At 64.6% G+C, this 15,012-nt stretch carries 12 protein-coding genes; 9 read left to right on the top strand and 3 right to left on the bottom strand.

Going from position 1 to position 15,012, the window contains the following annotated elements; translation table 11 throughout:
• Window positions 1-9: 9 nt before the first annotated feature.
• The gene (locus tag N2K99_RS15110) at window positions 10-2,190 is read right to left on the bottom strand and encodes a hypothetical protein (protein ID WP_227932828.1); all 2,181 of its coding nucleotides are present in this window, start codon (window positions 2,188-2,190) and stop codon (window positions 10-12) included.
• A complete protein-coding gene (locus N2K99_RS15105) occupies window positions 2,187-2,759 on the bottom strand; it encodes a hypothetical protein (protein WP_227932829.1) in 573 nt (190 codons plus the stop codon). The genes N2K99_RS15110 and N2K99_RS15105 overlap by 4 nt, the downstream gene beginning before the upstream one ends.
• 359 nt (window positions 2,760-3,118) lie before the next feature.
• Between N2K99_RS15105 and N2K99_RS15100 the strand changes: the two genes are divergently transcribed.
• The 7 genes from N2K99_RS15100 to N2K99_RS15070 all read left to right on the top strand — a co-directional run bounded on the left by N2K99_RS15100 (window position 3,119) and on the right by N2K99_RS15070 (window position 11,183).
• A complete protein-coding gene (locus N2K99_RS15100) occupies window positions 3,119-4,588 on the top strand; it encodes a fumarylacetoacetate hydrolase family protein (RefSeq protein WP_227932830.1) in 1,470 nt (489 codons plus the stop codon).
• Complete coding sequence (locus tag N2K99_RS15095) at window positions 4,585-5,292, top strand: GntR family transcriptional regulator (protein WP_227932831.1); 708 nt, start codon at window positions 4,585-4,587, stop codon at window positions 5,290-5,292. Before N2K99_RS15100 ends, N2K99_RS15095 begins: the two co-directional genes overlap by 4 nt.
• 48 nt (window positions 5,293-5,340) lie before the next feature.
• Entirely contained in the window at window positions 5,341-6,858 is a 1,518-nt protein-coding gene (hpaE, locus tag N2K99_RS15090) for a 5-carboxymethyl-2-hydroxymuconate semialdehyde dehydrogenase (RefSeq protein ID WP_227932832.1), read from the top strand.
• Between the two features lie 50 nt (window positions 6,859-6,908).
• The gene (hpaD, locus tag N2K99_RS15085; protein WP_227932945.1) at window positions 6,909-8,006 is read left to right on the top strand and encodes a 3,4-dihydroxyphenylacetate 2,3-dioxygenase; all 1,098 of its coding nucleotides are present in this window, start codon (window positions 6,909-6,911) and stop codon (window positions 8,004-8,006) included.
• A 116-nt stretch (window positions 8,007-8,122) separates the two neighbouring features.
• Entirely contained in the window at window positions 8,123-8,908 is a 786-nt protein-coding gene (gene hpaH, locus N2K99_RS15080) for a 2-oxo-hept-4-ene-1,7-dioate hydratase (RefSeq protein WP_227932833.1), read from the top strand.
• Window positions 8,893-9,693, top strand: coding sequence for an HpcH/HpaI aldolase/citrate lyase family protein (locus N2K99_RS15075; protein WP_227932834.1), 801 nt, complete (start codon window positions 8,893-8,895; stop codon window positions 9,691-9,693). Before hpaH ends, N2K99_RS15075 begins: the two co-directional genes overlap by 16 nt.
• Before the next feature lie 11 nt (window positions 9,694-9,704).
• Window positions 9,705-11,183 (top strand): MFS transporter, encoded by a 1,479-nt coding sequence (locus N2K99_RS15070; protein WP_227932835.1) that lies wholly within the window; start codon window positions 9,705-9,707, stop codon window positions 11,181-11,183.
• Between the two features lie 711 nt (window positions 11,184-11,894).
• On the opposite strand, the gene N2K99_RS15065 is transcribed toward N2K99_RS15070, so the two are convergent.
• Window positions 11,895-12,575, bottom strand: a complete 681-nt coding sequence (locus N2K99_RS15065; RefSeq protein ID WP_227932836.1) for a M23 family metallopeptidase — start codon at window positions 12,573-12,575, stop codon at window positions 11,895-11,897.
• Between the two features lie 227 nt (window positions 12,576-12,802).
• Between N2K99_RS15065 and bsh the strand changes: the two genes are divergently transcribed.
• Window positions 12,803-13,747 carry a choloylglycine hydrolase gene (gene bsh / locus N2K99_RS15060; protein ID WP_227932837.1) on the top strand — a complete coding sequence of 315 codons (945 nt, stop codon included), beginning with the start codon at window positions 12,803-12,805 and terminating at the stop codon, window positions 13,745-13,747.
• A 35-nt stretch (window positions 13,748-13,782) separates the two neighbouring features.
• Window positions 13,783-14,976 (top strand): AMP-binding protein, encoded by a 1,194-nt coding sequence (locus tag N2K99_RS15055; RefSeq protein WP_227932838.1) that lies wholly within the window; start codon window positions 13,783-13,785, stop codon window positions 14,974-14,976.
• Window positions 14,977-15,012 lie beyond the last annotated feature (36 nt).

Genomic DNA, 15,012 nt, shown 5'->3' with positions numbered 1-15,012 from the left:
GTATCGGTATCACCAGACGAAGGCGTTGTCGTCAGCAATAAGGCGGCTCTCTCTCGGCAGAAGGTGCATGAGGGGGCCGGTACTGCGAGTAGCAACGATGATCTGCATCGGCGCTTCTGCCGCAACTTCCAGAAGCGCAGAGACCATTGTCGCCAGATCCCCGTCAGGCATCTCCTCCGCCGCGGGCGAGTCCAGAAGTAGGAACCCTGGATGGCGGCCAATATTTTCTGCATATCCGTGTTTGATTAGCGCAATAACTGTCGCGATCTTCAACCGCAACTGCTCGCCAGGCGTCACCGCGCTGTACATTGACAGATCACCGTTCTGCCGCAGTTTCATGTTCGCAGCGCCGTCGAGCGCTATGTTGCTTAAACTGTCGGCGCCGAAGTTCACCACCAATCGCTCGATCTCTGCGGAAATCTGATCAAGCAGAGGATCCTGGTGAGCCTTGACCCAATCAGCGAGGACCTCTTTCGCAACTTCAGCAATAGCAAGGTGTATCGGGTCTACACGAGATTCATCCGTATGGCGGACCGGATCAGCCAAAGCCGCGGCAGCTCCCTCAGCCCGAGCCAGCTCGATTTCTAATAACCTCCGCTCTTCAGCTGCCGCGAGTAGCGAAGCGTCTGTCTCTGTCTCTTCTACAAGTTCATCGCGATGCACCTGCAGCGCACTGATCTGAGAACGTAGAGAATCCATGTTGTTCTCGATATCCGCCATCGCACGCTCAAGTGCTTCAATCTCGTCGACCGGCGCATCGTCTGCTTCGCTCCCGTCAAGAGCGGAGGCCGCGGACGCAACCAAGACACTAGAGGTGCTCTGCTCAGCAGAGGCGGCCACGATAACGTCAGTCTCAAGCGCCGCCAGATTGAGATCACTGGTGCACACTGAGCATTTGTGTTCCTCCGGCTCAGCAGCACGACGCTCGGCTGTGACCGTTGCAGTACACCGTGGGCACACCGTTGGTGCCATCTGATGGAAGAATTTTTTCAGCAGCGCGTCCTCATACTGGGTGTTCTGATGCGCTTTTGCAACCTTCAGCTGTTGCCGCACCGTATCCGCAGCAATCGAGCGCTTCAGAAGCTGAGTATCCAAGTCATGTAGTTGACGGATCAGCTCGCTGATCTCAGCGTTAGCGCTGGCAGTTTTCGCGGCGTCGGGAACGTCAGTCGGGAGCGCACCGATTTTCGCTTTGACCTCCCCCACATTCCTAAGGGCCTCAGCTCTGGCGCTCTCCACAGCTTCGGTCGCAGTTCTTGTCCGGGCTTCCGAGAGGTTTTGCTCAGACCCTAGTGTCCCTGCGACAGTTGCAGCGGTTGCCAGAACTGGCACCCAGTCAGTGCCAATAAACATCTGCATCAGCCGGACGCTGAGAGTTGATTCTTTGCCGATGATGGATTTCAAATACTTAGGGCGAACCCACAGCGCGTTTACATAAGACGACCATCTGTGCGTCACCGATTTCCCAGACTGCGACACGGTGAATGGCTCTAGCCGGAGACGATTCATCATCACCGAACTCATCGCGTCCTCGAAGGAGTCATTATCGAATGAGACCAGAGCTGTCCCCATTGCACCGTCTTTTCCGACAACGGTGACCGTACCATTTCTGACTTCGCCATTGTCAGCATCGAAGGCTACTCGCAGCCTCTCGGGCCCAACGAACCAGTCAACCTCGACGTGTTCGATCCACCGCTTCACTGGAATGGAAAACTCCGAGCATCTTCCAGAAAGCGACCATAACAAGAGGTTCATAATGCTCGATTTGCCACGCAAGTTGTGTTCTGAGCCAATACCGTTTACGCCGTCAACCGGCTCCCATACAAAGTCAAAGGGGACCAGTGCGCGCACAATAGGCCCATCGCTTGTAGCGCCCTCCGAATTCATGCCAGGGACTGTCAAATCGGACGGATTCGTAGCAGGATCAGTGCCATCTGGCAGCGGACTGCTGACAGCATCCATTGACTCCAACTGACATCCCTTTGCATCGGGATGCGATGGATCCAGCCGCTTCGTCCCCCTGAAAGTAACACGTGCCACACGGAGATGCACCGGTACTCCCTTGGAGGCTGAAGTCGGGATGCCGAGGTCCGTGAGAATCTCATCGACGCGGGCGGAACTCATCTCAAGACGGTTACCCTTTCTCCTGCGGCCGAGCACCTTCACGATCTCATCAGCAAGAAGACTCACAGTCCACCTCCGGTTGTTTTGGCTACAGGAAACACAGCATTCTCAAGGTGCTCTCGCACTCGTTCCGCGATTGGTGCTATGTCCAATCCCAACTCTGTGCCGGCGTAAGTCGCTTGCTCGTACTGCCGTTCCTTCAACTTGCTCCCGACCGTCTCACCGGCAGCGGCGGCCACTAGTTCTGCCTGGCGCGTGTACCAGCCGAGCACCGGGTCATGACTGATCTCTGTCACGGCGGTCGAACCCGCATCAGTTATGAACAACTGGTTTCGGAGGCTCCTCGTTCCTGGTTCTCCCGACCGGCGGAAAATTGCCAGCCCGTAGGTTTCGAGTAGAGCCATCGCATCATCGATCGCCTCATACGCCCCATAGAACCACCGGGGCATCGGATAGTAATGCAAATCCGGCTCAGGATCGTCCAGCAGGGAACGCGCCACGTTCAAGTAGCGAGAGTCGAGCCTTCCTTCTTCAACCTGCGAAATAAGTTCGTCGGCCAGGTAGTCAGGGTTGCGCATCCAAAAGTCCATTGCTTGGAGACGCAATTCGCTACGCACAGCTTTGACTGCACCCACTGGATCCCCCTCAAGAACCTCCCCGCCGGTGCGGTCAAGAAGCACTAGCAGCCGAAGGGCATGCTGCGTCCGGGTGTGAGGCGAGCGCTCCACAGCTACCTTGCTTGTGTCTTTCATCTTTCCCCCAAGTCGATGCTCCATCGACCATCAAACCAGCTATTCGTTGACACATTGTTACGAGTCATTCCATGCAAACGCCAGATAGCTGCGACTGTGTGATTCATTATGTCTGGCCGCCGAAGGCTATCGCCGACGACACGAGGGCTCAACATTGAATCGTTGCTTCCAAGCCCCTTGACGTGACCCGCACCACATGTAACCCTGATCATATACGATTTCGTACTTGATCCAGGAGAGACATGGGCAACGACGCCACCACGGACACGCTGAAGCAGGCCGGCAAGGTCATCGCCGTCCACATCAATTACCCCTCGCGGGCAGCAGAACGCGGACGCACCCCGGAACAGCCCTCCTACTTCCTCAAGCCCAGCTCCTCCCTGGCCCTGACCGGCGGCAGCGTGGAGCGCCCGGCGGGCTGTGAACTGCTCGGCTTCGAAGGCGAAATCGCCCTGGTCATCGGCAGGACCGCCCGCCGCATTTCGATCGAGGACGCGTGGAGCTACGTCGGGGGAGTGACCGCCAGCAATGACCTGGGTGTCTACGACCTGCGCTGGGCAGACAAAGGCTCCAACCTCCGCTCCAAGGGCGGCGACGGTTTCACCCCGGTCGGTCCGCACATCCTCGACGCGGCCGACGTCGACCCCGCCGCACTGCGCGTCCGTACCTGGGTCAACGGCGAACTCGCCCAGGAAGATACCACCGCAGACCTGCTCTTCCCCTTCGCCCAGCTGGTGGCCGACCTCTCCCAGCTGCTCTCCCTGGAACCGGGCGACCTGATCCTCACCGGCACCCCCGCCGGCGCCTCCGTGGCCGTCCCCGGCGACCGCCTCGAAGTCGAAGTCGACGTCCCTGGCACGGACAAAACCACCGGCCGCCTCGCCACCACCGTCACCGACGGCACGACGCCGCTGGCCCCCTTCGGCGCACAGCCCAAGATTGACGACAAGCAGCGCGAAGAAGCCTGGGGTTCCGCGGAAAAGGCGGGCCTCGCACCCAAGGAACAGGCCAAAACCCTCTCCCCGGAACTCAAGGCGAAGCTGGAATCCGTCGCCACCGCCACCCTGTCCTCGCAGATGCGCGCCCGCGGCCTGAACAACGTCTCCATCGACGGCCTCACCGGCACCCGCCCCGGCCGCAAGGTCGTCGGCACCGCCCGCACCCTGCGCTTTGTCCCCAACCGCGAGGACCTCTTCAAAACCCACGGCGGCGGCTACAACGCGCAGAAACGCGCCATCGACTCCGTGGGCGACGGTGAAATCCTCGTGATGGAAGCCCGCGGCGAAAAGGGCACCGGCACCCTGGGCGACATCCTCGCCCTCCGCGCCAAGCACAACGGCGCCGCAGCCATCATCACCGACGGCGGCGTGCGCGACTACTCCACCGTGGCCGGCATCGACCTGCCCGTCTACTGCGCCAACCCGCACCCCGCCGTCCTCGGCCGCAAGCACGTCCCCTGGGACACCGACATCACCATCGCCTGCGGCGGCGCCACCGTGCAGCCCGGCGACATCATCGTGGCCGACGACGACGGCATCCTCGTCATCCCGCCGGCCATCGCGGAGGAGCTGGTAGAGGCCTGCATTCGGCAGGAACACCAGGAAGAGTTCATCGCCGAAATGGTGAAGGCCGGACACGGCGTCGACGGGCTGTACCCGATGAACGCCGCGTGGAAGGAAAAGTACGAGGCCTGGGCAGCGGAACAGGCATGAGCGCAGCAGCCAACAGCAACGGGCAAGCCACGAAAACCAGCCCCGCCGCCGGCTCCAAGTCGGAGCAGGCCTACACCCAGCTGAAGGACCGCATCCTCGGCGGCGAAATGAGCCCCGGCTACCGCCTAGTGCTCAGCAGCATCGCCACGGAGATGGGCTTCAGCGTGGTCCCGGTCCGCGAAGCCATCCGCCGGCTCGAAGCCGAAGGGCTGGTGCACTTTGTCCGCAACGTCGGCGCCACCGTGGCCGGCATCGATCCGGACCTGTACCTGCACACCATGCAGACCCTCAGCATTATCGAAGGTGCCGCCACCGCCCTGGCCGCCCCGAGCATCAGCGCCGAGGAACTGGCTAAGGCCCGGGAACTGAACAACCAGATGCGCGAGGTCCTCGACAACTTCGACCCGGTCCGCTTCACCGCCCTGAACACCGAGTTCCACGCCCTGCTCTACGCCCGCTGCCCCAATCCGCACATCCTGGACCTGGTCCACCGCGGCTGGAACCGGCTGGGCCGCATGCGCTCCTCCGTCTTCCGGTACGTCCCGGACCGGGCGCACGCCTCGGTACAGGAACACGAGGCGCTGCTGGACCTGATCGACGCCGGCGCCCCGGCGGCCGACGTCGAACACGCCGCCCGCGCGCACCGCACCAGCACGCTCAACGCGTTCCTGGCCCAGAACCACCAGCCGCCTTCCCCGATCTAAGAACAGCTAAAGCCTCCCGATCTAAAGAAACACACGAAAGAGGAAACCATGAGCACGCACTTCGTTCCGGAGAACCTGCCCACCCACATCCAGCACTTCATCAACGGCAAGTTCGTGGACTCCGCCAATGGCGCCACCTTCGACGTGCTGGATCCGGTCACCAACAAGACCTACGCCACCGCCGCCGCTGGCCAGAAGGAAGACATCGACGCCGCCGTCGCCGCCGCCCGCGAAGCCTTCGTCAACGGTCCCTGGCCGAAAATGAAGCCGCGCGAACGCGCCCGCGTGCTGAATAAGATTGCCGACGCCGTCGAGGCCCAGGAAGAACGCCTGGCCGAGATGGAAACCTTTGACACCGGGCTGCCCATTACCCAGGCCAAGGGCCAGGCCCTGCGCGCCGCGGAGAACTTCCGCTTCTTCGCGGACCTGATCGTGGCGCAGTTCGACGATGCCATGAAGGTCCCCGGCAGCCAGATCAACTACGTGAACCGCAAGCCCATCGGCGTCGCCGGGCTCATCACCCCGTGGAACACCCCGTTTATGCTCGAGTCCTGGAAGCTCGCCCCGGCCCTGGCCACCGGCAACACCGTGGTGCTCAAGCCGGCCGAATTCACCCCGCTCTCCGCCTCGCTCTGGGCCGACATCTTCACCGAAGCCGGCGTCCCCGCCGGTGTCTTCAACCTGGTCAACGGCCTGGGCGAGGAAGCCGGCGATGCCCTGGTGAAGCACCCGCAGGTCCCGCTGATCTCCTTCACCGGCGAAACCACCACCGGGCAGACGATTTTTCGCAACGCCGCGGAAAACCTGAAGGGCCTGTCCATGGAGCTCGGCGGCAAGAGCCCCTGCGTCATCTTCGCCGACGCGGACCTGGACGCCGCCATCGACTCCGCCCTCTTCGGCGTCTTCTCCCTCAACGGCGAACGCTGCACCGCCGGCTCCCGCATCCTGGTCGAACGCCCGGTCTACGACGAGTTCTGCGAACGCTTCGCCGCCCGCGCCAAGACCATCGTCGTCGGCGACCCGCACGATCCGAAGACCCAGGTCGGCGCCCTCGTGCACCCCGAACACTTCGACAAGGTCGCCTCCTACGTGGAAATCGGCAAGACCGAAGGCCGCCTGCTCGCCGGCGGCGGACGCCCCGAAGGCCTCGAAGAAGGCAACTACATCGCCCCGACCGTCTTCGCCGACGTCGCCCCCGACGCCCGGATCTTCCAGGAAGAAATCTTCGGCCCCGTCGTCGCCATCACCCCCTTCGACACCGAAGCCGAAGCCCTGGAACTGGCCAACAACACCAAGTACGGGCTCGCCGCGTACATCTGGACGCAGGACCTCACCCGCGCGCACAACTTCGCGCAGAACACCGAGGCCGGGATGGTCTGGCTCAACAGCCACAACGTCCGCGACCTGCGCACCCCGTTCGGCGGCGTGAAGTCCTCCGGCCTGGGCCACGAGGGCGGCTACCGCTCCATCGACTTCTACACCGACCAGCAGGCCGTGCACATCACCCTGGGCAAGGTCCACACCCCCAAGTTCGGGACCGACGACGCCGCCAAGGTCGACGGCTAACCCCTCCCCGACACTTCCCCCGCCGTTTGCAAAGGAGCAAAACCATGGACATCGAAAACCGCATTCCCACCCCGAGCATCGCCCCGCCGGACATTGTCCGCTGCGCCTACACGGACCTGGTGGTCACCGACCTGGAACGGTCCCGGAAGTTCTACGTGGACGTCCTCGGCCTGCACGTCACCGCAGAGGACGAGAACGCCATCTACCTGCGCTCCCTGGAGGAGTTCATCCACCACAACCTGGTGCTGCGCAAGGGCCCGGTGGCCGCCGTCGCCGCCCTGGCCTACCGCGTCCGCACCCCCGAAGACGTGGACGTAGCCGAGGCGTACTACAAGGAACTGGGTTGCCGCACCGAGCGCCGCAAGGACGGCTTCGTGAAGGGCATCGGCGACTCCGTGCGCGTGGAGGACCCGCTGGGCTTCCCCTACGAGTTCTTCTACGAAGTGGACCACGTGGAACGCCTCACCCAGCGCTACGACCTCTACTCCGCCGGGGAACTGGTCCGCCTGGACCACTTCAACCAGGTCACCCCTGACGTGCCCCGCGGCCGCGCCTACCTGGAGGACCTGGGCTTCCGCGTCTCCGAGGACATCAAGGATTCCGACGGCGTCACCTACGCCGCCTGGATGCACCGCAAGCACACCGTCCATGACACCGCCCTGACCGGCGGCGACGGCCCGCGCATGCACCACATGGCCTTCGCCACGCACGAAAAGCACAACATCATCCAGATCTGCGACAAGATGGGCGCCCTGCGCATCTCCGACCGGATTGAACGCGGCCCCGGCCGGCACGGCGTCTCCAACGCCTTCTACCTCTACATCCTGGATCCGGACGACCACCGCATCGAGATCTACACGCAGGACTACTACACCGGCGATCCGGACAACCCCACCATCACCTGGGACGTCCACGACAACCAGCGCCGCGACTGGTGGGGCAACCCCGTGGTCCCGTCCTGGTACACCGAGGCCTCCCTGGTGCTGGACCTGGACGGCAACCCGCAGCCGCTTACCCAGCGCACGGAAACCTCGGAAATGGCGGTCACCATCGGCGCGGACGGGTTCTCCTACACCCGCCCCGACGACGCCGCCGGCAGTGCCTCCGGCGAGCCCGCCAAGGGCTTCAAGATCGGCACCCAGCTCTAGACCGCGCCCGACGACGGCGCTGAAGCCGGCGCCGTCGTCGTCACACCCTCTCCCACGCACCCCCGAACACGCCGCACTCTCCGAACACTGCACCCTCCGAAGACAAAGGAATCGCCGTGCTAGATAAACAGACTCTCCGGGCGGTGGCCGATGAGCTGCTTGAAGCCCAACGCACCCGCACCCCGGTGCCGCGCCTGACCGAGCGCTACCCGGACATGACCATCGAGGACTCCTACGCCGTGCAGAACCTGTGGCGGGAACGGATGATCGCCTCCGGGCGGTCCCTGGCCGGCCACAAGATCGGCCTCACCTCCAAGGCCATGCAGGCCGCCACCGGCATCACCGAACCCGACTACGGCGTCATCCTCGATGACATGGTGCTGGAAAACGGCTGCACCCTGGAGTGGGACCGGTACACGCATCCGCGGATCGAGGTGGAGCTGGCGTTTGTGCTGGGCAAGCCGCTCTCCGGGCCGAACTGCACGCTGTTCGACGTCCTGGATGCCACGGATTACGTGGTGCCGGCGCTGGAAATCCTGGATTCGCGGATCGAGATGGAGGGCCGGACCATCGTGGACACCATCGCGGACAACGCGGCGATGGGCGCCATGGTGGTCGGCGGGAACCCGGTGCGACCGGCCGACGTGGACCTGCGCTGGGTGTCCGCGCTGCTCTACCGGAACCAGGGCATTGAGGAAACCGGCGTCGCGGCCGGGGTGCTGAACCATCCCGCTGCCGGCGTGTACTGGCTGGCGAACAAGCTCGCCGTGCACGGCACCTCGCTGGAGGCCGGGGAAATCATCCTCGCCGGCTCCTTCACCCGCCCGATGTGGGTATACAAGGGCGACACCGTCTTTGCCGACTACGGACCGTTGGGAACCATTACATGCCGCTTCGAGTAGAGGAAACCTTCGCCGCCCGGCTGTCCGCCGGGGGCCGGCAAACCGGCATGTGGGTCTGCTCCGGCAGTCCGCTGGTAGCCGAAATCTGTGCCGGATCCGGGCTGGACTGGCTGCTGATCGACGCCGAACACAGCCCCAACGGGCTGGAATCCCTGCTCGCCCAGCTGCAGGCGGTGCACGGCTATCCGGTCACCGCGGTGGTCCGCCCGCCCATCGGGGACGCGGTGCTGCTCAAGCAGTACCTGGATCTGGGGGCGCAGAACCTGCTGATTCCCATGGTCGACACCCCGGAGCAGGCCGCCGAGCTGGTCCGCGCCGTCCGGTATCCGCCGCACGGCATCCGCGGGGTGGGCAGCGCCCTGGCCCGCGCGTCGCGCTGGAACCGGATCGAGGGATACCTCGAAAACGCCGCCGAGTCCGTGACCCTGCTGGTGCAGATCGAGACCGCCGCCGCCGTCGAAAACGTGGAGGCGATTGCCGCCGTCGACGGGGTGGACGGGCTGTTCATCGGGCCGTCGGACCTCGCCGCGTCCATGGGCCACCTCGGCCAGCAGGAGCATCCCGACGTGATTGCCGCCGTCGAGCACTGCATCCGGGTGGTGAAGGCTGCCGGGAAACCGGTGGGCGTGAACGCGTTCGCCGAAGCCACCGCCCGCCGCTATATCGACGCCGGCGTGGACTTCATCCTGGTGGGCGCCGACGTCGCACTCCTGGCCCGGGGCAGCGAAGCCCTAGCCGCAAAATATCTCCCTGCCGCGGACGACGACGTCCGCGCGAGTTACTGATAAGGATTCCCATGGCTGCACCTTCCGGCACTGCCGCCGGCTCCCATTCCCCTCGATCCACCGCTGAATCCACCGCTCGATCCACTCCGCGGGACACCCGCAGGGTTGCGACCGCAACCCTGATCGGCACCACCGTTGAGTGGTATGACTTCTTCATTTACGCCACCGCTGCAGGGCTGGTCTTTTCCGAGCTGTTCTTCAAGCCCGCGGGCAGCGAGTTCGCCACCCTCGTCACGTTCGCCTCGGTGGGCCTGAGTTTCCTGTTCCGTCCGCTCGGCGCCTTCCTGGCCGGGCACTACGGCGACAAGATCGGCCGCAAGGCCATGCTGGTGCTGACCCTGCTGCTCATGGGCGGGGCCACCACCCTGATCGGCGTCCTGCCCACCCATGCCACCGCCGGCATCTGGGCACCCATCCTGCTGGTGCTGCTGCGCATCATCCAGGGCATCTCCGCCGGCGGCGAATGGGGCGGCGCGGTGCTGATGTCCGTGGAACACGCCCCGCGCAACCGTCGCGGGCTCTTCGGCTCCTTCCCGCAGCTGGGCGTGCCGCTGGGCATGCTGCTGGCCTCCGGCGTGACCGCGCTGATGACCGGCGTCATCTCCCCGGGCGACGAGTTCGTGGAATGGGGCTGGCGCCTGCCGTTCCTGCTGAGCATCGTTCTCATTGTGGTCGGCTTCCTGGTGCGGATGTCCGTCAGCGAAAGCCCGGTCTTCGAGGAAATTGCCGAGAAGAAGAAGCAGACCCAGATGCCCATCGTGGAACTGATGAAGAACCACTGGAAGCTGGTTCTCCTGGCCGCCCTGGTCTTCGCGGGCAACAGCGCCGCCGGGTACATGACCACCGGCGGATTCATCCTGAACTACTCCACCAACCCGGACGGCCCGGTGGCGCTGGACCGCACGGATGTGCTGCTGGCCGTCTCCGGCTCCGCGGCCCTGTGGTTCGTCTTCACCTTGGTCAGCGGCTTCATGGCGGACCGGATCGGGCGGAAGAACACCTACCTCATCGGGTTCGCCTGCCTGGCCCTGACCGTCTTCCCGCTGTTCTGGCTGATCAACACCGGCGACATCGGGATCCTGTTCCTCGGCATGGCCCTGTTCACCGTGGGACTCGGCCTGACCTACGGGCCGCAGGCGGCCTGGTACAGCGAGATTTTCCCGGCGTCGATCCGCTTCTCCGGCGTCTCGGTGTCCTACGCGCTGGGCGCGATCCTCGGCGGGGCGTTCGCGCCGACCATCGCCGCTGCGCTGGTCAAGGAGACAGGTTCGACGACGGCGGTTTCCGCTTACCTGCTGGTGATGATCGTGCTCGCTGCAGCCGCCACTATGATGCTGCGCGACCGGCCGGGCATCGACCTATCGATCCGGAACCAGGCGGAGCAGGAAGTTGGGGCAACCATCTTCGATAAGCGCCGCGGGGTGTCTACGGATGATGCCGGTTCGGGGGCTGTCGGTTCGGGTACGGGCGACGGAGTGGCAACCCGCTAGCCGTCGAGCCGGGGCCGCGCGGCGGCGTGTCCAATACGGGCACTGGCCCGCACGTTTAGCTCCTCAGCTGGGGGCCCGGCAGCTTAGGGGGTCGATTCCCCTAAGCTGCCGGGCCTTAGCTGTTTCCGGGACGGCCCGGCGTCTGGGATGACCGGGCCGGCCGGGCCGGGCGTCCGGGGAATCGAGAAGGCACAAATTACCGTTTTCCGTCCGAAAATCGGTAATTTGTGCCTTCTCGTTCGTCGCAGTCGTCCCCGGCCGCACAGTGTCCCACGAAGTGGTGCTGGTGGGGCAGATGGTTCCCCACCAGGAAACTTCCGTACCACCCGATGGGATGCTGTGCTGCTGCTGACCCCTCCCGCTGCAGAGCGTCCCACGAAATGGGACGGGTGGGGCTGCTGTCCCCATCAGGCAACATCCGCACCATTCCCTGGGATGCTGTGCTGGCGACGGGCGCTCCGCTGCAGAGCGTCCCACGACGTGGGGCGGGTGGGGCTGCTGTGTCCCCATCAGGCAACATCCGCACCATTCCCTGGGATGCTGTGCTGGCGGCGGGCGCTCCGCTGCAGAGCGTCCCACGACGTGGGGCGGGTGGGGCTGCTGTGTCCCCACCAGGAAACCTTCGTACCACCCGGTGGGATGCTGTGCTGGCGAGGTTGGTGCCCGTGTTGGTGTCCGCGGCGGTGGCAGCTGTCGCAGGACCCTGGGCACTCAGGATGCTTCGACCGTCGAAGCCTCCTGCGGCAGCATGTTCTCGCGAGGGATAAACGTGCTGCCGCGGGCGGGTTTCTCCCCGAAGGACCGGAAAACCAGCGGCAATCCGCAGGCGGTCCACGGATCCGCTCCGTCCATGGCCTGCACATGCACATGGGGCTGCGTGGAGTTGCCAGAGTTTCCGCAGTCCCCGATCTGCTCGCCCTCGCGGACCTGCTGCCCGGTAGAAACCCGGATCGACCCGGACCGCAGGTGCATCACCCCGACCACCGCTCCGCCGTCGGCCGTTTCGATGAGGACGTAGTTTCCGGCAATCGCACCGGCTCCCTGCCGCAGCCGGCCTTGCTGGCCCAGCACATACGGGATGAGGGCCAGCTGCGACCGGCGGGCTTCGTGGTCGGCTTCGCCGTCGTGCACGGTGACCACCTGCCCGCTGACCGGAGCCAGGATCGGCCGTCCGAAGGCGAAGAACAGTTCCGGAGGCTCGGTTCCGAACGCGGAGTGCCAGCTGACCGTGGGAGCCGAACGGCCGTCGTCGTCCACGCCCACAAAGTCGATGGCATAGGTGGTGGCGAGCAGATGCGTGCCGTGGCTGGGTACCCGCCGCAGGGGACTGTTCTGCACTTTCCATTTCCCGGTGAAGGGGAGGGAAACTTCCAGCGGTGCATGGTGCGTCATGGTCCGGTTATAGGCCTCGTGCGGGTGGAAGGAAAGGGCCGAGCCGCAGCAGGGTTGTCCCTCCGCGGGTTCGGGTTTGGCATGCATACTGCCGCAAGCCAGGGGTCCGGGCCTAACCTGAAAAGGGCGGGGCGGCGGCAGGCACCGTTGTCCTCCTCGGCGTCTCCGGCGTAGGCCCAGCAAGCAGGCGGAACTCCCAGGGTTTCGCTGGAACAGGGAGCATAAACATGTGCACAGGCATCAGGTTCTCGGACGGCAGCAACCTCTATTTCGCACGTAACCTCGACTGGACGTCTGATTTCGGAGAGCGGGTGGTGGTGACGCCCACCGGGTACGCCACGAACTCGCCCTTCGGGGCGGTGCCGAAGATCCAGCATGCGGTCATCGGCATGGGCATCGTTCAGGAAGACACACCGCTGTACTTCGACTGCGGCAACGACGCAGGCCTGGCCGTCGGCGGCCTCAACTTTCCGGGGTACGCGCAGTACGCGCCGGCACCGGTCGACGGCGCGACAAACGTTGCCGCATTCGAGTTCCCGCTTTGGGTGGCCTCCCAGTTCAGCACCGTCGACGAGGTTGAGGCAGCCCTGAACAAGGTTGTCATTGTGGACAGGCCGATCAACGAGAAGTACCCGAGCTCATTGCTGCACTGGTTGATCGGCGACTCGACGCGCGCCATCGTCGTGGAGTACACGAGCGACGGCATGCACGTCTTCCACGACGACGTCGACGTCCTGGCAAACCAGCCCGGCTTCGGCTGGCACCACGAGAACCTGCGCAACTACCTCAACGCCTCGCCCGACTTCCCGGAGGAGGTCGTGCTCAACCAGGCGCACCTGACCCCGTTCGGCTCGGGGTCGCTTATGCGGGGGATCCCCGGCGACTACTACTCGCCGTCGCGGTTTGTACGCGCAGCCTACGTCCACGCGAACTACCCGCCCAAGACGAGCGAAGAGGAGAACGTCAGCCGCGCGTTCCACACGCTGCAGCAGGTCGCGATGGTGGAAGGAAGCGCGGCCATGGGCTCGGGCGAGTTTGAGAAGACCACCTATACCGGGCTCTTCTCGTCCCGGACCATGACCTACTACTGGAACACGTACGACGACCCGGCCATCCAGAGTGTCGCGCTGGCCGACCACGGGGCGGACAAAACGGAGCTTGTGGTCGTCTAGCTTTCTGCACGCCCGTCGGAACAAGGGAGATTGCCGTGCCGAATCTCGCCAGTATCCTCAGCGATACCGCAGCCCGCTCACCGGACAGTCCCGTGCTGAGGATCGGCGACAGCGTGATGAGTTACGCGGCGCTGGATGAGTTGAGTGCCCGTGCCGCGGGTTTGCTTGCAGCCCGCGGCATCGGCTCTGGTGACCGGGTGGCGCTTCTTTTGCCCGATGTTCCGCCGATGGCCGCCCTGTATTACGGGATCCTGCGGCAAGGGGCGGTTGCAGTGCCGATGAACCCGTTGCTCGCTGCCAAGGAAATCGCGCACCAGTTGGCGGATTCCGGTGCCCGGCTGCTCTTTGCCTTCGGCTACGAGGACATCCTTGCCCATGCCGACGACGGCGCAGCGGAGGCCGGCGCCGATGTCATCCCGGTGAACACCGGCAGCTTCCGTGAGCTGCTCGCCGCCGCGGCGCCGCGTCCGGGGGTGGTGGATCGAGCCGATAACGACGCCGCCGTCATCCTCTACACCTCGGGAGCCACGGGTCCGCCCAAGGGTGCCACGCTCTCGCACGCCAATCTGCGCAGCACCGCCGATGCTGCCAGCGGCTTGCTGCCGGTGCAGGACTCCGACGTGCTTTTTGGGGGACTGCCGCTCTTCCATGGCTTCGGGCAGGCCCTGGTGATGAACGCGGCCGTGCTGACGGGAGCTTCCGTCAGCTTGCTGCCGCGGTTCGAACCGGGAACCGCGCTGCAGATGATTGAGCGGGATGGGGTCACCATCTTCGCCGGGATTCCGGCGATGTACGCGGCAATGCTGGAGCATCCGGCCCTTGGGGAGGCTGATACATCCAGTGTGCGTTGGGGAATCTCCGGCACGGCGCCGCTGCCGCGCGAGAGCCTGGAGGGCATCGAACAGGCCTTCGGTTCGCAGGTCCTGGAGGCATACGGGCTGGCCGAAGCCTTGGTCTCGTTCAATGCTCCGGTTCCGGAGCGGCGCTCTGGATCGGTCGGCCAACCGGTGCCCGGGATGGAGGTGCGCATTCTGGACGGTGCTGCCAATGACGTTCCTGAAGGCGAGGTCGGTGAGCTGGTCACCCGCGGCGAGGGGCTCATGCTGGGCTACTGGAACGACCCTCAAACAACGGCTGCAGCGCTGGCGGACGGCTGGCTTCACACCGGCGACCTTGCGCGGTTGGATGAGCAGGGCAACATCTACGTCGTCGGCCGTGTGGAGACCTGACAGTCCGACATCACGGGGTACCCGAAACCCACTGTC

The sequence above is a fragment of the Arthrobacter sp. zg-Y1110 genome, assembly GCF_025244865.1.
Taxonomy (GTDB): Bacteria; Actinomycetota; Actinomycetes; order Actinomycetales; family Micrococcaceae; genus Arthrobacter_B.
This window is presented reverse-complemented; position numbering and strand designations above follow the sequence as displayed.